The sequence below is a fragment of the Ruegeria sp. A5 genome (assembly GCF_056543005.1).
This window is the reverse complement of record NZ_JBQGAV010000003.1, coordinates 248,571-271,140: the sequence shown is the minus strand read 5'-3', so window position 1 is coordinate 271,140 and position 22,570 is coordinate 248,571. Positions and strand designations below refer to the sequence as shown.

General features: G+C 55.4%; 14 protein-coding genes. 5 read left to right on the top strand and 9 right to left on the bottom strand.

What is annotated here, in order from left to right; translation table 11 throughout:
- Positions 1–2 precede the first annotated feature (2 nt).
- Positions 3–818, bottom strand: a complete 816-nt coding sequence (locus ACR0AY_RS09555) for an ABC transporter ATP-binding protein (protein WP_170394521.1) — start codon at positions 816–818, stop codon at positions 3–5.
- A gap of 1 nt (position 819) precedes the next feature.
- The gene (locus tag ACR0AY_RS09550) at positions 820–1,944 is read right to left on the bottom strand and encodes an ABC transporter permease (RefSeq protein WP_170511940.1); all 1,125 of its coding nucleotides are present in this window, start codon (positions 1,942–1,944) and stop codon (positions 820–822) included.
- A 402-nt stretch (positions 1,945–2,346) separates the two neighbouring features.
- Here ACR0AY_RS09550 and aspT point away from each other — a divergent pair, with 402 nt between their 5' ends.
- From aspT to ACR0AY_RS09530, 4 genes are all read left to right on the top strand, one after another.
- A complete protein-coding gene (gene aspT / locus ACR0AY_RS09545; protein ID WP_480454067.1) occupies positions 2,347–4,032 on the top strand; it encodes an aspartate-alanine antiporter in 1,686 nt (561 codons plus the stop codon).
- Between the two features lie 18 nt (positions 4,033–4,050).
- Complete coding sequence (locus tag ACR0AY_RS09540; protein WP_170635836.1) at positions 4,051–5,667, top strand: bifunctional aspartate transaminase/aspartate 4-decarboxylase; 1,617 nt, start codon at positions 4,051–4,053, stop codon at positions 5,665–5,667.
- A 91-nt stretch (positions 5,668–5,758) separates the two neighbouring features.
- Positions 5,759–7,624: a PAS-domain containing protein gene (locus ACR0AY_RS09535; protein WP_480454113.1), complete on the top strand. Its 1,866-nt coding sequence runs from the start codon at positions 5,759–5,761 to the stop codon at positions 7,622–7,624.
- Positions 7,625–8,326 (top strand): response regulator transcription factor, encoded by a 702-nt coding sequence (locus ACR0AY_RS09530; RefSeq protein ID WP_170394537.1) that lies wholly within the window; start codon positions 7,625–7,627, stop codon positions 8,324–8,326.
- 74 nt (positions 8,327–8,400) lie between these two features.
- On the opposite strand, the gene ACR0AY_RS09525 is transcribed toward ACR0AY_RS09530, so the two are convergent.
- The 5 genes from ACR0AY_RS09525 to ACR0AY_RS09505 form a co-directional block, all read right to left on the bottom strand.
- The gene (locus tag ACR0AY_RS09525) at positions 8,401–9,711 is read right to left on the bottom strand and encodes an HlyD family type I secretion periplasmic adaptor subunit (protein ID WP_170407840.1); all 1,311 of its coding nucleotides are present in this window, start codon (positions 9,709–9,711) and stop codon (positions 8,401–8,403) included.
- Positions 9,695–11,827 (bottom strand): type I secretion system permease/ATPase, encoded by a 2,133-nt coding sequence (locus ACR0AY_RS09520; RefSeq protein WP_170511932.1) that lies wholly within the window; start codon positions 11,825–11,827, stop codon positions 9,695–9,697. The genes ACR0AY_RS09525 and ACR0AY_RS09520 overlap by 17 nt, the downstream gene beginning before the upstream one ends.
- A complete protein-coding gene (locus tag ACR0AY_RS09515) occupies positions 11,824–12,387 on the bottom strand; it encodes a hypothetical protein (protein WP_170511930.1) in 564 nt (187 codons plus the stop codon). Before ACR0AY_RS09515 ends, ACR0AY_RS09520 begins: the two co-directional genes overlap by 4 nt.
- Positions 12,374–13,180, bottom strand: coding sequence for a SapC family protein (locus ACR0AY_RS09510; protein ID WP_170511928.1), 807 nt, complete (start codon positions 13,178–13,180; stop codon positions 12,374–12,376). The genes ACR0AY_RS09515 and ACR0AY_RS09510 overlap by 14 nt, the downstream gene beginning before the upstream one ends.
- 64 nt (positions 13,181–13,244) lie before the next feature.
- Positions 13,245–17,099 (bottom strand): Ig-like domain-containing protein, encoded by a 3,855-nt coding sequence (locus ACR0AY_RS09505; RefSeq protein WP_480454064.1) that lies wholly within the window; start codon positions 17,097–17,099, stop codon positions 13,245–13,247.
- Positions 17,100–17,448: 349 nt separating this feature from the next.
- On the opposite strand from ACR0AY_RS09505, the gene ACR0AY_RS09500 reads away from it, so the two are divergent.
- Positions 17,449–19,362, top strand: coding sequence for a M10 family metallopeptidase C-terminal domain-containing protein (locus tag ACR0AY_RS09500; protein ID WP_480454062.1), 1,914 nt, complete (start codon positions 17,449–17,451; stop codon positions 19,360–19,362).
- Between the two features lie 20 nt (positions 19,363–19,382).
- Here ACR0AY_RS09500 and ACR0AY_RS09495 read toward each other — a convergent pair whose 3' ends face one another.
- Positions 19,383–20,690, bottom strand: coding sequence for an HlyD family type I secretion periplasmic adaptor subunit (locus ACR0AY_RS09495; protein ID WP_170511922.1), 1,308 nt, complete (start codon positions 20,688–20,690; stop codon positions 19,383–19,385).
- Positions 20,690–22,429: a type I secretion system permease/ATPase gene (locus ACR0AY_RS09490; protein WP_170394562.1), complete on the bottom strand. Its 1,740-nt coding sequence runs from the start codon at positions 22,427–22,429 to the stop codon at positions 20,690–20,692. Before ACR0AY_RS09490 ends, ACR0AY_RS09495 begins: the two co-directional genes overlap by 1 nt.
- Between the last annotated feature and the right edge of the window lie 141 nt (positions 22,430–22,570).

The window sequence follows — 22,570 nt, the reverse complement described above, 5'->3', positions numbered from 1 at the left end:
CTCTACCTGTCCTGCCCCTTCTGTTGTGCCGCACGGGCGCGGGGGCCTGTGAAATATTCCTGAACCCAAGGATGGTCGACCTTGGTCATCTCTTCTATCGGACCTTCAACCAGCACGCGTTTTTCCGCAAGTACCGCGACGCGATCACATATGGCATAAAGGCTGTCCAGATCATGCGTTACCATGAACACGGTCAGCCCCAATGTGTGCTGAAGTTCCCCGATCAGTTCATCATATGCGGCGGCTCCGATCGGGTCCAACCCGGCAGTTGGTTCGTCCAGAAAAACGATTTCAGGGTCCAGCGACAGGGCGCGGGCCAACGCGGCGCGTTTACGCATTCCGCCGGACAGTTCCGAAGGGAACTTGCTACAACTTAGTTGAGGCAAGCCAACAAGACTGATCTTCAGACCACCCAGTGCGGCCATCAATTTTTCACTGATACCCGTGTGCTCGCGCAGAGGCGCCATCACGTTCTGCAATACAGTCAGTGAGGAAAACAGTGCACCGTCCTGGAATGCCACACCCCAGCTTCTTTCGATCCGCTGACGTTCTTCTTCGGGGCCATTAAGAACATCGACGCCAAGAACCTCAATACTTCCCGACTTGGGCTTGTTCAGCCCGACGATCGTACGCAAAAGCACGGACTTCCCAGTGCCCGATCCACCGACAACACCCAGCACTTCACCGCGCCAGACATCGAGGTTGAGGTTGTCGTGGACCACTTGCTCGCCGAATTGGTTGGTTAAATTGCGCACACGAATAACGGCTTCGCGTTTCGTGTCGGATTGGGGCTTGTCCTGAAGCGCGGCGCCATCCATGTCAGATCCCCAACTCTGAGAAGAAGATCGAAAACAGGGCGTCGATGGCGATGACCATAAAGATCGATTGCACGACCGAGGCCGTCGTCCGCTGACCAACGCTTTCGGATGAACCTTTGACCTGCATAGCCTGCCAGCAGGCAATGACACCGATCACCAGTGCAAAGAACGGTGCCTTGATCATCCCGACGGCAAGCTGTGCGACGCCGGTATTTTCCTTCAACCGGGTCAGGAACATGCCGGGGCTGACACCGAGGTCGATCCAGCTCATCAACGCTCCGCCGATCAGGCCAGCCATATCGGCAACAAAGCCAAGAATGGGCAACATGATCAACAGCGCCAGAACACGGGGAATGACCAGAACTTCAATCGGATCCAACCCCAGGGTGCGCATCGCATCAATCTCTTCCTGCACCTTCATCGAGCCAATCGAAGCCGTAAAAGCCGAACCGGAGCGACCAGCGACGATGATCGCTGTCAGCAGGATACCAAGCTCACGCAGGATCGAGATGGAGATCAATTCGACAACAAAGATCTCAGCCCCGAACTGTTTCAACTGCGTCGCGCCCTGAAAGGCCAGAACGACGCCGATCAGGAAACCCATCAAGGACACAATCGGCAGCGCCTTGAAGCCGACTTGCTCCATCTGTGACACCAAGGCAGCACGACGCAGTCGCCATGGCATGATCAGAGTCCGGACCAATCGATGCAGAGTAAGGCCAAGAAAGCCGATGATTGATAATGTGTCCTGCCAGGCGCCAAGAGTTTTTTGCCCAATCCGGGCAACCCAATTCACAAAGCCATGCGGCGGCAGTTCTTCTCCTGTAACCTCGGATATGTTGTGCGATACTGTTTCGATCAATGACGAATGCGCAGGGGCCAACCCTTCGAGCTGGACCTGAGCGCCCTCGCTTCCCATCCGCTGCACCAGATTGGCGACTAGCCAGGCCCCTCCGGTATCCAGCGATTCCACCTGCGACATGTCCACAATGACATCTTGGCCGTTGGGCTTTTGGGCAGCAAAACCCGCTTCGACACGATCCAACGATTGAGTGCGCAGATCTCCGGCAAGGCGGATACAAACGCCGGTTGCGCTGGTCTCGGAAATAATCGTCGGCCGTGTCATAGCGGTATGTGATGGCAAACACCGGGTCGCTGCAATGGATTTGTTCGAACCCCTCAGGATTTTGCGCCCGCGCATTGCGGTAGAGCGACAGTGAAGCCCATGGTTCCGGTTCCGGTTCTGGAGCAGGCAGAGCGGGCGAGCCATGCGTTTCGCGTGTTTGCATTGTGGGGCAGGCTCAGTCAGGATGTTCTGAATGAGGGCGGACAAGCAGAACTATTAATATTCAGATAATTATAGACAAATGTCCTTTGTAAGGTATCGTGAGGCCGAAGTTTTCCTGTTGCGGTTGTGTGTTCGAACAGGCGGCTTGGTCGGGCAGCAAGTGGGCCAATTGGGCGCTTCTTCACCTTGTCTCCGGCTTTTGCCTCAAATGCCTGTCAGGCGCGGATAGAGAGGTGATTGATGGTCGATTGGCTGGTGCATATTCTTCAAAACTACCCTGAATTGGCGGTGTTCCTGTCCATCGGTATCGGCTTTCTCGTTGGTCCCTGGAAACTGATGGGGTTCAGTCTGGGCACGGTCACGGCAACGTTGTTGGCGGCAGTGGTGATCGGGCAGGCCCAGATTGAAATCGACTCGGCGGTCAAATCGACTTTCTTCATCTTGTTCATCTTTGCTGTGGGCTACGGTGTCGGACCTCAGTTCATCCGCGGCCTGAAAGCAGACGGCGCGCGCGAGGTGTTCTTTGCGCTCAGCGTGCTCGCACTTTGCCTTGTAATCCCGATCATCGCAGCCAAGGTCGCTGGTCTGGAACTTGGCTATGCCGCGGGGCTTTATGCCGGATCGCAGACGATTTCAGCGGCGATCGGTGTTGCCACCGACCAAATCGGCCAGCTGGGCCTGTCGGCGGAACAGGCCAAAACCTATGCTAACCAGATTCCGATTGCCTATGCGGTGACCTATATTTACGGCACAATCGGGTCGGCCATCATTCTGGCCAAGATCGGCCCGCGTCTGATTGGCGTCGATCTGGTCGCGGCCTGCAAGGAATATGAGGCTAAGCTGGGTGGCACGACGTCGGTTGAAACCGGTGATGGCATCGTCTCGGCATATCGCGCGATCGAGGCGCGGGCCTTTGAGATCCCAAAAGGTAGCGATCTGTTGGGGCAACCGGTCAAAGATCTGATGCCCGGTATCCGCATCTATGCCGAACGCCTGAGACGTGACGGGAAGATCATAGAGGTAGATGATAACACCGTATTGCAGGCCGGAGATGTTGTGATGTTCTCAGGCCGCCGCGCTGATCTGGTGGGTTTGCTTGAGACCAATCTTACAGAAGCTGACGCGCCTGATCTGCTGAGCATACCGTCGGAAAAACTGGATGTGCTGATCACCAGCAAAGAGGTTCATAACAAGACGCTTGAAGAGCTAAGCAAACTGTCGATCGCGCGGGGCATTTATGTCTCGAAACTGATGCGAAACATGCAGGATTTGCCGCTGCTACCCGGGACAGTCGTGCATCGTGGTGACATCGTCACAATTCAGGGCAGCAAGCGTCATGTCGAGGCCGCAGTTGCCCAGATTGGCTATGCCGACCGCCCGGTAGACACCACAGATCTGGCCTTTGTAGGCTGGGGGATTTTCATCGGCGGCATTATTGGAACACTGTCAGTCATGATGGGTGGTTTCCCGATCAGCCTTTCCACCACCGGAGGCGCGCTGCTGGCCGGGCTGGTGCTGGGCTGGCTGCGCACGGTCCATCCGACTTTCGGGCGCATCCCGGGTCCGGCGCTTTGGTTGATGAACACTCTGGGTCTAAACGTGTTTATCGCGGTGATAGGGATCACCGCAGGGCCGGGATTTGTCGCGGGACTGCAACAGGCCGGTATTGCGCTGCTGCTATGGGGAATCGTCGCGACTTCGCTACCAATGATCTTTGCAGTTTACGTCGGGCATTACGTATTCAAGTTCCACCCGGCTATTCTGTTTGGTGCCTGCGCAGGCGCACGCACCACCACTGCCGCGTTGGGTATGATCCAGGAAGCCGCGCAAAGTCGCATCCCGGCGCTTGGCTACGGAATGCCGTATGCGATCGGAAATACACTATTGACCATCTTCGGGATGGTCGTTGTTTTGATCCTAAGCTGATTTGGAGAGGTTCACGTTATGGATAGAGTAGCGCTGCACGATTACGAAGCACTCAGCCCGTTTCAGATCAAGGATGAGCTGATCAAACTGGCCTCGGCCGAGGCGCGTAAGGCCAATAGCGCTTTCCTGAACGCGGGGCGCGGCAATCCTAACTGGGTTGCCACCCGTCCGCGTGAGGCGTTCTTTGCCCTTGGTCAATTTGCCATAACTGAATCCAAACGTGTGATGGATCACCCCGCTGGTTTAGGCGGAATGCCGGCGCAAAAAGGTTGCCATGGTCGGCTGCAAAGCTGGGCGTCTGATAATTCCGAAACGCCGGGCGTCGATACGCTGCTTGAGCTCGTGGCGCATGCCATATCCGCATTTGATTTTGATGCGGACGAGTTTGTGCATGAACTGACGGATTCGATCATCGGTGATAACTATCCGGTGCCTGACCGCATCCTGAAACACAATGCCACCATTGCCCATGAATACCTGATGTGGTCCATGTGTCGGGGCCACCGGCCTGACGCTCAGTTCGATCTGTTCGCAGTCGAAGGCGGCACGGCGGCGATGTGCTACATCTTCAAGACGCTCAAAGCCAACCGATTGCTGAACCCGGGTGATACGATCGCGTTGTGTACACCGATCTTCACCCCCTATCTGGAAATGCCAGAGCTTGAGGATTACAGCCTTGAATCCGTCCATGTGGAAACCGACGAGGAAGACGGCTTCCAACTGACGGATGCCGCAGTGGAAAAGCTGAAAGATCCCAAGGTAAAGGCGTTCTTTCTGGTCAACCCAGGCAATCCGTCTTCGGTTGCACTAAGCACCGCATCACTGCGCAAACTGGCGGATTTGGTGGAAAACCACCGTCCCGATCTGATCGTGTTGACGGATGATGTCTACGGCACCTTTGTGCATGATTTTACCTCGGTCATGGGCCATCTGCCACGCAACACGATCGGGGTGTATTCCTATTCCAAGTACTTTGGCTGCACCGGCTGGCGTCTTGGCGTGATTGCTGTCGCGCAAGACAACATCTTCGATCTGAAACTGGCGGATCACCCGGATGAGATCAAACAGGCCCTGGACAAGCGCTATGGCACGCTTAGCCTGACACCGCGCGACATTCGCTTTATCGACCGGCTTGTGGCCGATAGCCGCGATGTGGCCCTGAACCACACAGCAGGCCTGTCGCTGCCGCAGCAGGTGATGATGACGCTGTTTTCACTCAGTGAATTGGTCGACAGTAAGAAAATCTATCAGACCGCCTGCATGGAGCTGGTTCATCGCCGTTTCAAACTGCTGACCGAAGCGATGGGCATCGAGGTGCAGGCAGGTGAGCATTACGACGCCTATTACGGTATCATCGATTTCGAATACTGGTTGCGAAAATATGTCGGTGAAGATGTCGTGGCTTGGATCAAGCAGAATGTTCACCCATTGGATATTGCGTTCAAATTGGCGGAAGACTATGGGATCGTTCTACTGAACGGCAGCGGATTTGATGCTCCGGGCTGGTCGGCTCGCGTGTCCTTTGCGAATCTGCCGGACGAGGCATATTCGCAGATCGGAACAGCCGTTCGATCAGTGGCACGCGGCTATGTTCAAGCCTACCGTGCCGCGAACAATTTGCCGCTGCACGGATAGATAAATCTCTCTACACCTGCGCCTGAACTGGTGATACCCATGGGCGCAGGGGAGGACGAATTTGGACATTTCCGAACAGCGCATCAAGGCGATGACCACGGCTGGCCTGAACCTGATCGGTCAGGCGCTGTCAATTTATGACAGCCAATTGCGTCTCGTTGTCAGCAACCTGCGGTTTCAGGAAATGTTCGACCTGCCAAACGAACTTGTCGAGCCGGGGGCTCTGTTTCGCGACACAATTTATTTTCTCGCTAGCCGCGGGGAATACGGTTCGGTCGGCGATGTTGACGAGATGGTCGAGCTACGCGTTTCACAGGCCCTCGCGTTCGAGCCGCATTATATGGAGCGCACACGGCCCAATGGTCAGGTGATCTCGGTCGAAGGTGCACCTTTGCCCAATGGGGGTTGGGTGGCCGTCTATACCGACATAACTCGCACGAAGCGGGTAGAAGATTTGCTGCGTGCCCGTTCAGAAGAACTGTCTGGCCAACTTCTGAGCCATGCCGAAGAGCTTTCCGCAACCAACCGCAAACTGGCGGCAACCATCACCGCGCTGGAAGAAGCCAAGCGTCAGCTGACCGAGATCGAGGCCCGCACGCGGATGACGACCGAGATGATGCCGGCTCATATCGCGCATCTGGATGCCGATGGACGATACGATTACTCAAACCGCCGCCTCAGTTCGGTCATGCCCGGCCGTCCGTCTGACATTCTGGGCCTTCATATATCAAAGGCTTTGGGGTCATCTGCCTATGACCGGGTAAAGCCACATCTGGAACAGGCCTATGGAGGCCAACCTTCGGTTTTCGAGTTTACCGAAGATCAGGATTCACGCCGCATTCGGGTATCATTCACCCCGGATAAAGCGGGTGGTGTTTATGTCATGTCGGTGGATATCACCGAAGAAACTCAAGCCCGTGTCGCCCTTCAGCAAACGCGGCGCAGAGCCATGGCGGCGCAGATGACAAGCGGGCTTGCCCATGACTTTTCTAATTTGCTGACCATCATTCTGGGCATGCAGGCGCGATTAGAGAGGATGAATCTGCCCGAGGAAGCCGATCAGCTAGTCACGGCTACGCAACAAACTGCCCGACGCGGGGGGCAATTGCTGAATCGCATCGCAGACATGACCGGCAATCGCACGCCTCAACCTCAGGCGACGGATATGCGCGGTTTACTTGAAGATTTGCGAATCCTTGCCACCCCGTCCTTGCCGCGGGGCATGGGGTTGTCGGTGGTCAATACTCTACCCGACAAGGCGCTGATGCTCGATCCCGGCATGGTTCAGGATGCACTGCTGAACCTGGTTCTGAATGCGCGGGATGCTTGCGGCACATCGGGCCAGATCACGATCACTGCGCATGCAATCGGGACAATATGGGTTGAGATCACGGTGTCGGACACTGGCCCGGGGTTTACCGGGGAAGCATTAAAGAAGGCGTTAAACCCATTCTTTTCCACCAAAGGCAGCGATGGCTCGGGGTTGGGACTTCCAATGGTCTACGACACGGTAAAGCTGGCGGGCGGTGACCTTAATTTGCGCAACACGCCTTCTGGTGCTTCGGTCGTGATACGTTTGCCCTACCGTCCTGCCCAGTCCGCGCAAGCGGGTCTCGTATTGTTGGTTGAAGACAGCGATGACCTGCGCAGTCAGTTCCGGGACATGCTGGTCGATTTGGGGTGTTCGGTGATCGAGGCAAGCTCGGTCGATGAAGCTTTGACCTTGACGTCGGAAATCGGTGATATCGCGCTGGTTCTATCAGATATTAAGCTGGAGGGCGAAGGCACTGGGATCGACATTGTCGACCGCCTGAATGGTGCGTTGCCCTGTATACTGATGACGTCGCTGCCGCTAAATGACCCGCTACATCATCAGGCATTGACCCGTGCACCTGTCCTAAGCAAACCATTCACATCGTCGCAATTGTCGGCGTTGATCCGAACCGAGGCCGCCTGAATGACACAACCTTTGGTGACCATTCTCGATGACGAACCTGAAATCCGCCGTATCCTAACGGAAGCGCTGGAAGATGCCGGGTTTCAAACTCAGAGCTTTTCACGTGCCCGTGAATTTGAAGCTTCGCTGAAAAGGGTCACTCCGGATCTGTGTTTGGTGGATTTATCATTGCCGGATACCGACGGTCTTGCACTTGTGCACAAACTTGCGCTTGAGCAAGGTGCTGCCGTCATCATCATTTCAGGCCGCGCTCAGGTACAGGACCGGGTAACGGGATTGGAGCTTGGCGCAGATGATTACATCACCAAACCATTTGATCCAGCCGAAGTAATTGCTCGGGTCCGCGCCCGGCTACGCTCTACTGGACCAGCAACGCCGAATTCAGACATAGCCGAATTCAATGGTTGGACCGCACAGTTTGATCGATATGTCTTGATCAATGCCGATGGCGTCGAGACACCTTTCAGCCACGCCGAAGGTGAGGTTCTGCGATTGTTTCTTGAAAGTCCCAAACGCCTGATCAGCCGCGCGCGCATGCAGGACATGTTGGGTGGCGGGGCAGGTGACAGCTTTGACCGCGCTATGGATGTTCGGATTTCCCGCTTGCGAACGAAGCTGGGCGAAGATCCCAAAAACCCGCGCCTTATTAAAACGATATATGGTGCGGGATATATCTTTCTTGGTGACGTGACCTGGTCTTAGTCGTCGGTCCCCCCCGACGCCTAAGATGTCTATCGGCTGGCGCTTTGCTATCTGCTGCCCATCTGTCGTTCTCTTCAATCGCGCAGCGCCTCGTCTTTTATCTTCAGAACAGGTTGGATCAGATAATCAAGAACTGACTTTTGGCCTGACAGAATATCGACTTGAGCGATCATTCCTGGGATGATTTCAACCGCTGTACCACCCGCATCCAACATCGTGTCTGAAGTCTGAATTTCGACGACGAAAACCTCTTCTTCACTTCGTTCCGAGCGAGTGATGGTGTCGGCACCGATTCGAACGATCTCACCATCCAGACTGCCGTACCGCGAAAAATCGTAGGCCGTGATCTTGATTTTGACCTTTTGCTCTGGGTGCAGGAAGGCGATGTCCTTGGGCCGGACATAGGCTTCCACCAACAATCTGTCGTCCAACGGAACAATCTCAATCAGTTCCTCACCGCTTCGGGCCATCCCGCCGATCGTCGTCCGGTGAACCCGGTTTACGACACCCCGTACGGGGGCCCGGATCAGCGCGCGAGACGCACGGTCACGCAAAGAGGGCAGGGCAGGTTGCAAGGCGGCAAGCTCTGCCGAAACCAAAGCCAGATCAGTTAGTGCGGCACTACGAAACCGACTGCGCGTCGCGCGGACCTTGTCATCCACTTCATCCAGCCCGGCCTTCAACCGGTTGATCATCGCCTCTGCTCTGACCTTGCGGCCTTTCCATTCCGCCTCGCTACGGCGCAGGGCCAAAAGGGTTGTTGCCGGTTCCATCTTCTGTTCGACCAACGGCACCATCATAGCGCGCTCATCGGCCAACACATTCAGGGTCTCGGTTGACGTGACCTGGTCAACCAATCCCTCTTCGTACTCGCGTTGCCGCTGTTCGCGCTGTCGAGAGAGAATTGCAATCTCAGCTTCAAGTTCTGCTTGCCGACCGTGGTACAGCGCAGTCTCCGACCGCACGACATCTGGCGCGCCAGTCAGAAGATCGTCGTCGAACTCAAGCTCAGCCCCATCGATTTCGGCACGTAGTCGTTGTGCGCGGGCCATCAAACCAAAGGCACGCTGTTGCTCTTGGCTCAACTCTCGTTCGATCTGAGTAGTATTCAGCTCCATCAGCAATGTACCAGCCTCAACCACCAGACCCTCGCGCACGTGAACGGACCGCAAAACACCGGGTTCGGTCGCTTCGATCACCTGAATATCGCCGGATGGCACGATACGCCCATCTGCCCTCACGACATCGTCGAGTTCAGTTAAATGAGCCCAGGCGACGGCGCTTATCAAACAACTGAGTATCAGGAGCAGCAGCAATGATCCCCGCAGCGGTGACCCTCCACGCATTTCACGGGCGAGGCTTTCCAGATCAGGATGCCGCGACATTCAGATGCCTCCCGGGTTTGCGAACTGCCTGCGTCAGGATGTTTTTGGGTCCATCCATCGCAATTTTGCCATCCTCAATCACTATGACCCGATCAACCAGTTCCAGCAGGCTGGTTCGGTGCGTCACAATGATCATCGTGGTATCTGGCGTGGTCTTTTTAAGGCGGCGTATAATTTCGGATTCGGATTTGACGTCCATCGCACTCGTAGGCTCATCCAGCAGCAGGACAGGAGGATGCCCGATAAGCGCCCGGGCCAATGCAATCGCCTGCCTTTGACCACCTGACAATCCTTCTCCTCGTTCGGCTACAGGCTGATCATAGCCCCGTGGGTGCCGCGCGATAAAATCTTCGACACCTGCAATGCGCCCTGCACGGATCAGTTCATCATCACGCGGGCGCACCGACCCGCTGGCAATGTTTTCCCGGACGGTACCGGAAAACAGCCAGATGTCTTGCAAGACTGAACCAATATTTCGCCGCAAGTCGCCGGGATCAATCTGGCGAATGTCCAGCCCGTCCAACATCACCGAGCCCACGCGCGGTTGGTAGAGGCCCAACAGCAGTCGCGCAATCGTACTCTTGCCCGACCCAATCTGGCCCAGGACAGCGACTTTTTCACCGGGTTCGATTGTAAATGAAACACCTTTCATCGCGTCTTCCGTTTGATCAGGATATGCGAAATGAACATTGTTAAACGTTATCCGCCCGGAAAACTCGGATCTGCTGATCCAAGATTTGCCTTCAGGCCGCTCGTTGCTCGCCTGCATTAACGTGTCCAGATTGCGGTAGGCACTGCGTGCCTGATTGACACGTGTCAGGGTTTGCGCCAATTGTCCCAGCGGTGCCAGGGCACGGCCGGTCAGCATCACCGACGCAACAAGTGCCCCCATGCTCGTCTGGCCATCCGTGATCAGAAATACACCATAAAAGACGATAAGAACTTGCGCGGCCTGCTGAGTAAATCCAGTTAGGTTCAGGGCAAATTGAGTAACGGCCCTGCTGCGTAATCCGTAGTTTGACTGGCGTGCAATTGCACCTTCCCACCGCATTCGCATCTGCCGACTGGCGGCGGTTGTCTTGATGGTTTCCAAGCCTGATACAGCCTCAACCAGAACAGATTGCTTGGATTGTCCGTCTGCAAAACTTTGTTCAGCAAGACGCGACAGGATAGGTTGAACAGCCAGTCCGCTGAGAAGAACGACTGGTACAGCGAGTGCCGGAACAAGCGCCAGCGGGCCGCCCACCATATAGATCGCGAATATGAATACCGCGATGAATGGCAAGTCTACGACAGCGACGAGTGTGGCAGAAGTAAAGAATTCACGCAAAGTTTCGAATTCGCGGATGGTACTGGCCATTGCACCCGTTGAGCCCGTTCGGGACGACATGCGAATATTCAGCACCTGGTCAAATACTCGCCGTCCCATGGACATGTCAGCATTCTGGCCGGCGCGATCTATGAACCCCGCGCGAAGGAGCTTCAACGCGAAGTCAAAAAGAAGCGCCAACCCCACGCCAAGCGTCAAAGCAATCAGCGACTCGGTCGCCTCGTTGGGCAAGACCCGGTCGTAGACGATCATGATAAAGACTGAGGTCGTAAGTCCCAGAACGTTTGCCATCGCCGCAGCCAGCGCCACCTGAACGTAAGACCAGCGGTTTGCGGAAAGGGCCGACCAGAACCAATGACCCCGCTGATCCGCTTGATCTGCGTTAACCTCGTCGCGGTGCAAGGGTCGAAACAACAATGCATAGCCCGTGTAGACTTCGCCCACGCCGCTTTCGGGAACCTCTCCGATACCGTCATCCAAAGCGGGGTCGTAAAGCAATAGATCGCCATTGCGCGTGCGCCCGTGGTACACAACGGCGCGATCGCCTTCCAACAACAAGATCGCAGGTGCCAGCGATGCATCAAATGCCGACAGCTTTCGCGCACCAAACCCGACCTGCAGGCCTGCTCGTTGTGCCGCGTGCATCGCATCGCGCACGGTCAACTCACCTGTATCACCAGATTGGCAGGCGTTCAGTGCTGCCACTGTCAACGGTCGCTCAAGTGTCGCCGCGACATTCAACAAGCAAGCTTCCAGTTCGGTCAGAGTTGCACGATCAACATTCATAGCGACTTATCCAGCGTGTCCATCGTGAACCCCGGAAAATCCAGAATGTGCTCAGTTAGGCTCAATGAGGCGTAATTGGCCAAAGCGAAGTTCTGTTCTGCCAGAATCAGCCGTTCATTTAGCTGCATGTAGTTGCGTTTCGTACCCGACACTCGGGATTTTGCGGTCAATACACCCATTCTAGATTCATGACCGTTTGATACCCGCAAGTAAGACGGCACTTCACTACTAATGGAGTTCGTCTGAACGGGCCGTGCTATCAACCCCAATAAAGCCTGAGCCAAAAATGCACCGCCAGCGGCATTCTGGTAAGCTTGGATTGTCCTTGTTTTGGACCCACTTCGTGCCACAATCGAACTGCTCTGAACTGCCTGTCGCACTTGTTGGTCAAAAGCGTTCTTTGAAAGTTCTTTTGATCGCGCTGTTGCGCTTGCTCCGGTCGTTCCTCGCGTTAAAGATGTCTCGACATCGGCAAGGTTGGGCGTTGAGGTGCAGGCTGAAACTGACAGTAACCTCGCTGTTATGCCAAGGATTCCAAGCTCGAGCTTAACCAATTGCATGGATCGCGCCCTCCTTGCATTGTCCGTGCCGAACCTCTTCAGCAAGTGCAGTCATGAATCCGCCAAAGGTGTCGTTTTGTTCTGAACTCCTCGTGCCTGATTGGCTCTGCGCACTGGACAGCCACACGCAATGCGACAGGGATACTTGATGAGCGTGAATCAGCCGTAGCGCGCCGCTAGAAAGTAGGGCCAATTTGTTAGACTCGGGCAATCGTTCCAGCAGAATTGGATCAACGCCCCAGTAACCCTCGGTCAAAGTGATGCCATTCTGTTCGTCCAGTGGTACAAGCAGACCCATTTCAGCGATCAAAGAGCAGACTTGGTCCGTTTTGTTTGCCGAGGCCAGGCGCTTTTGCAGAAAGCGGCGCACACGGCAGAGATCCTGCGTCAAAAGTCCGTCCACTGTAAAAAATGGTTGGTCTTTAGGGTCATGTGTAACCAACCCTGAATCCTCGTCGACAAACAGACGTGACCGAGAGCCGCCCTTTTTCATAGCTTCTGCCTGGAATGGAAAGCAACGCAACGCTGAGGGCACATAAGGCGCAAGCCAGCGACCGTTTTGGTCGACGAAGGGCGGTGCCATTTCCGGGATGACTGAGAATAGTGCGACGGGAGAAAAACCTGTTTGGTTTGACAGAAACACAATCGGAAAAGATGTGGCAATTTGCGGAACTTCTGAGATGACGATGGGACAGGCGTCCATCTCTGCAACAAATTGGTATGATGTGAACCGGCGCCAGAATCGATTCCTGTGCCGTACAATGCTGACTGGGAAAAGGCCGTTCTCTGCCATGTGATCCTCTTGTCCTGAAGAGGCGAGGCTACATTTGTGCATCGCCCCAAGCTACGTGCGCCGTTTAGGCCGAAGCGCCAGTTGGGTCGGTGATCAGGATGTTGTCGTCGGACAAACTGCTCAGATCGGAAAGGCCGTCGAACTGTGCAAGCGCTTCGACCGACGCCGAATCTGGGCCAGAATAGTCAACCTTGACCAGAATGCTGTCAGTGCCGTCCGTTGCCAGCAGATACATCTCATCACCTGATTGAGCACCATTCAGGTTTTCGGCTGCGCTAGTGATTGTATCCAGATCAAGGTCCGAAAGCGTGGTCTCCAGCCCGATGAAACCGGCGTTGGCACCAATTGTGCCGCCGGCCACCAAGGTCTCCACACCGGTCCCGTCGCCGCGAAGCGATGTGGTATTCAACCCCTGGAACATCAAGGCGTCAGAAACGCTGGCTGCTGGGCCCAGTGTGAAACCATTGATCGTATCAATGCCATTTGAAGATGGGTCAGCTTCGAAAACGATGACGTCTCGACCCCCCCCGGACACATCTATGGTGTCGTCGCCCTGGTTGCCGCGGATGACATCATCAACATCCGAGCCCGTAATGGTATCATTCCCACTGGTGCCGAGATGGAGCTGTGATGGCCCTCCGTCTGGAGTGGTCAACGTCAAGACGATGGGTTGGTTCGCGTTCTGAACTGTCATGGTAAATGTCACCACAGGCTGCGATAAATCCCCATAGCTCGTGGCCGCGCCCGCGAAACTGATTGCGGAACCTCCATTCGGGTTAGCCAGAAAGAGATTGAAGTCAGGGTTTTCTGTCTCGGAGCCGCTATCGTAGGTCGCCACCGAAGGATCGAACCCCAGCTCGGCGGTAAAGGCCAGACCGCTTGAGATATCGCGATCGGAATCTGCGTAGACCTCGAACGTCACTGTCGTTCCGCTGCGACCGGCTTCAACGATGGTGTAGGCCACCGGAACATGAGCAATTGCCTGTTCGGACACCGGATCAGGATCGGGGCCGCCTGCGACTGTCGCCTGTGCCGCGAAATCGAGGGCGTCTCCCGCTTCAATCGAGGCAAAGCTTGCAGCAGGCGCGGACAGGGTCCAGCTCCCATCGGCTGCAACTGTGGCCGAACCAAGCGAGACCGAGTTAAGCGTGAGATCGACCGCTTGTCCGGCAGACAGGCCTGCGGAACTGCCTGATACGGTCATTCCAGTGTTTTGTGCATCGATCAGCGACACGGCACTATTGGCACCCACATCATCGATGTAGAGGATAGGTTTGAAATCCGTGGCCAACATGGTTGTCGCATCGGTTGCCGGGTTTCCTGCGGCGTCTTGAACCGATGCCGTGACCGCAAAATTGCCTCCATCGGCCAAACTGGCCAAATCCGCCGAAGGAATGCTTGTGCTCCACAAGCCACCAGAAACCACCGCACTGTAGGTCTGGCTATTAAGGCTAATCGTTACAATCTGCCCGTCCTCGGCATTTGTTGTCCCCGACACATTGAGGTCTGTTCCCTGTTCAACGATATCCAGAACCCATCCAACCGAAAGCGGGTTCAATGCAATTGTTGGTGCGCTGAGGTCGGTGCTGAAACTGGTCGTCGCAGCATTCGTGTTGCCAGCCGCATCCGTGATTGAGGCGTTCACGTCATACGTTTGCCCGTCCTGCAGGCTGCTCAAATCGGCAGCAGCCGCTGTGAATGTCCAGATGCCACCATTTACAGTGGCGGTTCCGCCGGTCAGAACCGCACCTCCGGATTGGATGATCTGTACCGAAACTTGCGTACCATTGGCCGCATCAGAAGTTCCCGAGACCACCAGATCCGTTGCTTGTTCGGTCAGGTTGACTACTGCTCCATCTGAGAGTGATGATATGGCGAGCGACGGGGCGGAGAAGTCCGTGTCGAAGCTGTTGGTCGCCTGTATCGCCAGATTGCCGGCGGCATCCGATACATCCGCTGTCACGCTGATCGTAGCCCCATCGGGTAGCGCCGCCAAATCCGCCGAGGGGACACTCACCGACCACCCCCCGGTTGAGGCCTGTCCTGTGTAGGATTGGCCGTTCAGATTTACGGTGATTGTCTGACCATCTTCGGCGGATGTAGTGCCCGTAATGGTCAAGTCCGTACCACGTTCCGCAGCATTCAAAACCGCTCCGTCCGAAAAACTGTCGATACTCAGAGTTGGGGCGGTGACATCTTTGGATAAGTTGACGCTGGCTTGCGGGGCGACAAGGCCGTCGGCGTCCGTCACGTCGCCTGTGATATTGAAGTCTCCGCCATCGGCAAGCGCAATGAGATCGGCGCTGGGGATTGTCACACTCCAACTGCCGCCCGAGACCGAGTCGGTATAAGTCTGCCCATCAAGGGCTACTGTTACCTGCTGCCCGTCGGTTACGTTCCCTGTTGTCCCGCTTACGACCAGGTCAGATCCGGTTTCGACCGCATTCAGGATAGCCCCGACCGACAAGGGAGTGATTGCAATTGATGGGCCCGTAAGATCGACCGGAACGGATACCGATATCGGTGTTGCCGAATTGCCTGCTGTGTCGCTGACGGCAACTGAAACGGATGCGGGCACACCGGTTGCCAAACCAGACAAATCGGCATTCGGGATCGTCACTGACCAACTGCCGCCCGATACAGAACCCGTGTAATCCTGACCGTCGAAAGATACATTGACCACCTGGCCGTTTTCAGCTGTGGTCGTGCCCGACAAGACAAGATCCCCAACGACATCGGCCAGATCTATTGAACCGCCACCCACTGGGTTTAGTGTCAGATCAGGCGCGGTCAGATCAGTGTCAAAACTTCCATTGGCCTGAGCTGCTGGGTTCCCTGCGCGATCCGATACATCAGCCGTCACCGTGACGCTTGACCCGTCTGGCAGCGTGGTAAGATCTGAAGCGGGCACCGAAACGCTCCAGCCGCCGTCCGAAACGGTGCCACTATAGGATTGCCCACCAATCGCTACCGTTACGGTCTGCCCATTCTCGGCATCCGTTGTGCCAGAGATTTCGAGATTTGTACCTTGTTCTGCAGCATTCATTACCGCACCCGCCGAGAATGTATCGATGGTCAGGACCGGCGGAATGGTATCAACGTCGAACCTTGCGGTTTCAGCCGATAGCTCCATCCCGCTACCATCCAGATGGCGCACGGAAACATCCGAGATCCCCTGAGGCAGGGCCGCTGCCTCGGCCTGCGTCAGTGAAACGCTCCAGCTTCCGTCGCCTGCAGGAGTGACTGATTTTGTCACCGATCCGATGGTAACTTCGACAGTCGTTGTTCCATCCGGCGCTGTTGTTTGGCTGCTGAGATTGCTCAATGCGTTTGATTGCAGCTCAGCCAGGTTCAGGCTGGGCGGTCGAGGAGGTGAGGGGGTAACGGTGGGTTCGGCATCAGTTTCATCGTCGCTGTCTCCACCGCCGCCGCCTCCGCCACCGGCAGCTGCAGCACCGGCTATTCCCAACCCGCCCAAGGCCAGCCCGGCACCGCTTACGCCACCTGCGGTCGCTGCGGTCGCACCTGCGGCCTCTGCGGCTAGACCTAATTGTGCAATTTCGCCGACGACTTCATCTGCAACCATTATGGTGCCGTTTTCCAGAATCTGTACGTTCTCGGCAGAGACAACAATCGTCCGCCCATCTGTCAGTTTCAGCTGCACGTCGCCATTCGAAAGCAGCTTTGCCACCCGAACGCCCGGAATTGACTCAGCAAACTGATGAGACGCAAGCTGTTCATCGGTGGCCTGCGCAAGAGCTGGTAATGCGAATAGTGTCGAGCCAAGGCCGCCAGCAACCCCGCGTCCTACCCATCGCTGAAGTTTTTTGTCGAACCATTTGCGGATATGGCGCGTACGTTGCGCATCGGGCCCGGCGTCCGTGGTCGATTTACTGGTCGAAACGGTATCTTTGGTCATTTTGCCCTCTCATTAGATGGACGCTGGTCGTTGCGTGATATGCTGTTTTCGGTCGATCTGGTCTGTGGTTTGATCTTCTGAGCCATTCGACCGCTGCGAAAAATTTGAGTTAATCTGGAACTGAAGTCCTTGTTTTCACCACATTTCTGTTCTGGTTCAGAACCGAACATCGTTTCATCCTGTATGTGTTGCCAGGGGTGGCAGGGGGTAACGGGCGATGATGCTTCAGTTCGAAAGAGTGGTGGCAACGGGGACCGCAGCGCTCGATTCAGGTATCGGCGATACGGCTTTAAAAACGTTTAACGGGGAAACGTATCTTTACAGCACGAGCGGACCTGGGGGAGGGCTCGTGTCTTGGCACCTTGTGGAGGGGGCTGGCCCACAAGAACAGGACCAACAATATTTCGATGCCTCGATTGCCCATCAGGTCGGGCGCAGCGGAACCCCGATTCATCTGGCGGGCAATAATCAACTGGTCCTCGACCTCGATACTGCCACAGGGCTTGTGGGTTATGAACTAAACGCGGATGGCACTATCGGTGCCTTGCAAGAAACCAATGCCTTGATGGGCGGCGGGGATATCGCTGCAGCGGTTCAGGTGACGATTGGGGCTGGCGACTTGCTTGCGCTTGCGCATGAGGACACAGGCCAGATCGGCACCTACAGTATTAATGGTGATGGATCGCTGAGCCCGGAGCATAGCATCAACGCGTCTGCCAGTACGCTTCAGACCCTGCAATCGGGGTCGAATCATTTCATTGTCGGCGCAGATACAACCAGTGGAACAATCTCGTCATATTCGATCGATCAAGGCAGCGGCGTGCTCTCTGAGGTTGCCGGTAATGACGATATCCAAACGCTGGGCATCAGTTCTCCTACGGCGGTTGAGACAATTCAAGCCTATGGAAAGTCATGGATTGTTGTGGCCGGATCGCAAAGCAATTCGCTAAGCGTTATGGAATTGGGCGCCAGCGGGCAGATAAAACCGACGGATCATATTCTGGACACCCTGCATACCCGGTTTGGAGCTGTACAGGATCTTTCAGTCCTTGAGGTTGATGGTCGGGTGTTCGTGGTGGCTGGGGGCGGGGATGATGGGATCACGCTGTTTACAATGACGCCGGACGGGCAGCTCATCCATATGGATAGTTTTGCTGATACCCTGGACAGTGGATTGCAAAATGTCCAAACGATCAGCGTTGCGCATATGGGGGATGAGCTGCAGATATTTGTATCATCTCAACAGGATGCAGGGCTCACTCAGTTGAGCGTATCGATTGCCGACCTTGGAATTGTTGTCGAAGGCTTCGGTACAGTAACCGGTACCGCGCAGGACGACATGCTAAAAGGCGGTGTACTGGACACTATTCTGGACGGCGGAGCAGGGGACGATATGCTGATTACGGGCACTAGTTCCACGACCATGACGGGTGGTGCTGGCGCGGACATCTTTGTGATCCGTCAAACAAGTGGCCCGACTGTGATCACGGACTTTCAGGCCGGCACCGATCGTTTGGATCTGACCGATTATCCATTTCTGCGCACCCCAGCGCAGTTGGATTTCACTTCCACCGCTCAAGGCGCCCAAATCGCTTATCGCGACGAAACGATAGAACTTGTTTCAGCTAATGGCACGTCCCTGACAACTGAGCAGGTATTCGGCGCAGGGTTTGGTGGTCCCGATCATATTCCTGTCAATCTGGGTAGCGGGCCGGATAACAACTCATCAGACGGGGTAGCTGGTGGGTTCACGCTGAATTCGACGACTCCAAACGCAGCGTTGGGAAATGCTGAAATCCGGTTCACCCCAGACGGAGGGTCTGCAATTGTTGCGCAGGCAAATGCACAAGGTGAATTTGATCTGGATCTACCAGACGGCGCGTTTTCCGGCCAATTGGACATCATCAAATCGTATTCAACGGCAAGCAGCGAGATAACAGCGCTGGATGCATTGCAGGTTTTGCGCATGTCGGTTGGCCTTGATCCGACATGGGGTCCGGCAACGGCCGAAAATTACATTGCGGCCGATATCACCCGGGATGGATCGGTAAACGCGTTGGATGCGCTGGCAATTCTTCAGGTTGCGGTTGGCCAGCCTTCTGAGCACAACGCTGAGTGGGTTTTTCTGGATGCAAATGCGGATCTATCCGAAATTTCACGCAGCAACGTCACCTACGAAACCGGAGCAGAGGTCACAATTGTTGATAGTGATCTGTCGGTCGACATGACCTCAATACTGCTTGGCAATATCGAGGCAGTTTGAATGCGACTGCGTGACCGGTGCTATTCTCGAAACGCGCGGTAGAAGTAATCTGCCAATGGTTTGACCAGGTAAGAAAGCGGAGTGCGTTCATCAGTTTTGATCATGGCTTCGACAGGCATACCTGGCAACAGTTCCTGACCATTCAAACGGTCCAGTTGTCCTTCGTCAGGCACAACTTCAGCACGGTAGAAGGTAAAGCCGCTTGTCTCATCTGTGAATGAATCTGCTGATACATTGATCACACGGCCATTCAGCTCAGGCGTGTCGCGTTGATTGAATGCGGGAAAGCGCAGGGCGACTTCCTGCCCGCGATGTAACTGATCCACATGCAACGCATCCACCCGTGCTGCGACCAACAAGGGCGTATCCTGCGGCACTACATACATCATCGGCTCACCCGGCTGGATCACAGACTGGATGGCAAAAACCTGACTGTCGTAAACTGTGCCAGCGACGGGTGCACGGATGTCTAGACGCGACAAACGCTCGGAAAGGGAAAGACGACGTTCTGCCAGTTCTACAACGCGAGACTGCACATCCCGAAGCTCGGTGATGGCTTCTTCGCGCCGCGTGGCCTGCAATTCAACAATTTGAATCTCGGTCGTGGCGATCTGGCCTGTCAGTCGCGCAACTGTGGATTCGAGGCTGCCGATTTGCCCTGTTAGATTCGCCTCTTCCCGCTGCAATGCAGAAACGCGGCTGGCCTGAGTCAGGCCGCGATCAAGCAAACCTTGCTGATCTTCGAGCTCCGTTCTGATCAATTCGACCTGAGTATTCAGTGACGCCAATTGCGCCTGCGTCCCCTCAATCTCGTTCTGGATCTGTATCTTCTGTTTCCCAAGCTGGTCGATCTGCTGGGTCAGCGTTTCCAACCTGGCGTTGAACAGACGTTGTTGGCCTTCCAACAGATCGTCGTCGATCGATTCGCGGGTTTTGAGCTCTTGCAGATTTTGCTTTAACGTATCTGCGTTCGCACCATCCCGTTCAGCCTCTAGCCGGGTCTTTCGGGCAAGTAACTCAAATAGCTGAGATTCCACGATCGTTTGCTCCGAGGCCAAAAACGTATCGTCAAGCCGCAGCATCATGTCCCCACGCGCCACTGCGTCACCGTCACGTACGAATATCTCGCCTACAACGCCACCATCGGGGTGTTCGATGACCTGACGATTGCTCTGAACTTCGATCACACCTTGCGAGATAATAGCACCGGCCAGCTCAGTGCGGACGCTCCATAATCCCAGTCCCAGGATCAAAACTGCCAGAGCCAAAAGGCCGACAAAAGCGGGCGCTTTAATACTCCAAACGGGACGTGAACTCTTGTCTGCCATTATTCACCCACCTTGTTCAGGTGCCTTTTGATAACGTTGGCATTTTGGACCATCGTGTTCAAAACTTCATCGCGCCCACCGGATTTGACGATCTGGCCCTTCTCGACAACGACAAGATCGTCGCATTCCGAGATCGCCTGAGGCCGGTGCGTCATGATGATCGTGGATTTGCCCGCGCTCTTGAGCTCGCGGACCGCGTTGTTCAGGGCGAGGGTTCCGTCTGCATCCAAGGCCGAGTTTGGCTCATCCAGAATCAACAATACCGGATTGCCATATAGAGCGCGCGCCAATGCAATCCGCTGTTTCTGCCCACCGGAAAGCTGGCTGTCATTGCCCTCAAGGAAGGTGTCGTATCCTTTCTCAAGCCCCAGAATCAGCTCATGTGCATTGGCTGTTTTCGCCGCTGCAACAACCGCTTCGGGATCAGGGGTTTGTGACATCCGGGCGATGTTTTCAGCAACCGTTCCGTTGAACAGCGTCACTTGCTGGGGCAAATAGCCAATATGTTGCCCAAGATCATCAGGGTCGTATTGATCAAGTGTAGCGCCGGCCAAACGAATTTCCCCTGCCGCCGGTTGCCAAAGGCCCAACAACGCTTTGGCTAGGGTCGTTTTGCCAGACCCACTTTTACCAATCACACCTAGAGCTGTGCCGGGGCGCAACTCAAGTGCCGCATTCCGTAGTGTCGGTGTCTTCGCGCCCGGAGGGATCACCGTCAGGCCCTTTGCGACAAGATGTGCTTTGGGAACGGGCAATTTGGTGCGCGACGCCTCGGGGGGCGTTGAATCAAGAAATGTGTTCAGGTTAATCCATGCCGTGCGCGCGCGTTCGATCATCGACCATTGACCCACCGCCATTTCGACCGGAGCCAAAGCGCGACCTAGAAGGATCGTGCCAGCAATCATAGCACCGGGCGTCATTTCGTTGCGCAGAACCAGCAACGCGCCAAGCGCCAGCATGGCGGATTGCAAAAACAGCCGCAGAGACTTAGTCAACGAAGTAAAGCTGCCGGTCCAGTCGCTTGCGGATATGGATTGAGAAAGCGCCTCGGTGCGTTGGTTCAACCAGCGTTTTGAGACATCTTCCTGCATGCCCTGAGATCTGACGACCTCGGCAGCTTGTCTGGCGTGTTCAGAAAATGCATTTGCTTTGGCAGAGGCGATTTGAGCATCTGCCACTTTGCGATGGGTCAACGCTTGGTTTAGTAGGGCGATAACAACCAGAAGCGTTCCGCCTGCGACGGCCAACCAGCCTAGCAACGGGTGGAACAGGAAAATTGCAGCCACAAAGATTGGAGTCCAAGGGATGTCCATTACCGCCAACAAAACGGGCGAGGCACATAATGCACGGATCGATTCTAGATCTCGCAATGCAGTCGCAGGTGCTGATCGAACCTGTGGGAACAATGCGCGTCGCATGGTCCCTTCAAACACGCGTTCATCGAGTGCTGATTGAAATCGCGCTCCGAACCGAGCCACAATTCGGCCGCGCGCATAGTCCAACATCGCCATCAGCGCATAAAGCAGCGCGACAAGCAGAAATAGCGCTGATAAAGTCTCGACCGAGCGTGACCCAAGGACCCGATCATACACTTGCAGCATGAACAGCGGTCCGGTCAGCATAAGCAGATTGACAAAAACGCTGAAAATGAAGGCAAGCGCCAGGAAACTGTTCCCCTGATTACGCACCTTTCGCAGCTCATGGCGCTGAGGCGGGGTGTTGCGGTTTTTCAAGCTCACGCGTTTTGGCCCTTGATTGCTCACAATTGGAACTCGTCAACAGCCAATCTTCCTGTACCCGAAGGCGGCCTGACATTTCCCGTAACTATATCTGCCTACCTGCACCGGAACAACGCGCGTTTCAGGCGCCGCCAGTTGTTT

Bases quoted from the DNA above. Each gene is read 5' to 3' on its own strand.
- ACR0AY_RS09555 (WP_170394521.1), bottom strand. From the start codon at position 818: ATGGATGGCGCCGCGCTTCAGGACAAGCCCCAATCCGACACGAAACGC.
- ACR0AY_RS09550 (WP_170511940.1), bottom strand. From the start codon at position 1,944: ATGACACGGCCGACGATTATTTCCGAGACCAGCGCAACCGGCGTTTGT.
- aspT (WP_480454067.1), top strand. From the start codon at position 2,347: ATGGTCGATTGGCTGGTGCATATTCTTCAAAACTACCCTGAATTGGCG.
- ACR0AY_RS09540 (WP_170635836.1), top strand. From the start codon at position 4,051: ATGGATAGAGTAGCGCTGCACGATTACGAAGCACTCAGCCCGTTTCAG.
- ACR0AY_RS09535 (WP_480454113.1), top strand. From the start codon at position 5,759: ATGACCACGGCTGGCCTGAACCTGATCGGTCAGGCGCTGTCAATTTAT.
- ACR0AY_RS09530 (WP_170394537.1), top strand. From the start codon at position 7,625: ATGACACAACCTTTGGTGACCATTCTCGATGACGAACCTGAAATCCGC.
- ACR0AY_RS09525 (WP_170407840.1), bottom strand. From the start codon at position 9,711: ATGTCGCGGCATCCTGATCTGGAAAGCCTCGCCCGTGAAATGCGTGGA.
- ACR0AY_RS09520 (WP_170511932.1), bottom strand. From the start codon at position 11,827: ATGAATGTTGATCGTGCAACTCTGACCGAACTGGAAGCTTGCTTGTTG.
- ACR0AY_RS09515 (WP_170511930.1), bottom strand. From the start codon at position 12,387: ATGCAATTGGTTAAGCTCGAGCTTGGAATCCTTGGCATAACAGCGAGG.
- ACR0AY_RS09510 (WP_170511928.1), bottom strand. From the start codon at position 13,180: ATGGCAGAGAACGGCCTTTTCCCAGTCAGCATTGTACGGCACAGGAAT.
- ACR0AY_RS09505 (WP_480454064.1), bottom strand. From the start codon at position 17,099: ATGACCAAAGATACCGTTTCGACCAGTAAATCGACCACGGACGCCGGG.
- ACR0AY_RS09495 (WP_170511922.1), bottom strand. From the start codon at position 20,690: ATGGCAGACAAGAGTTCACGTCCCGTTTGGAGTATTAAAGCGCCCGCT.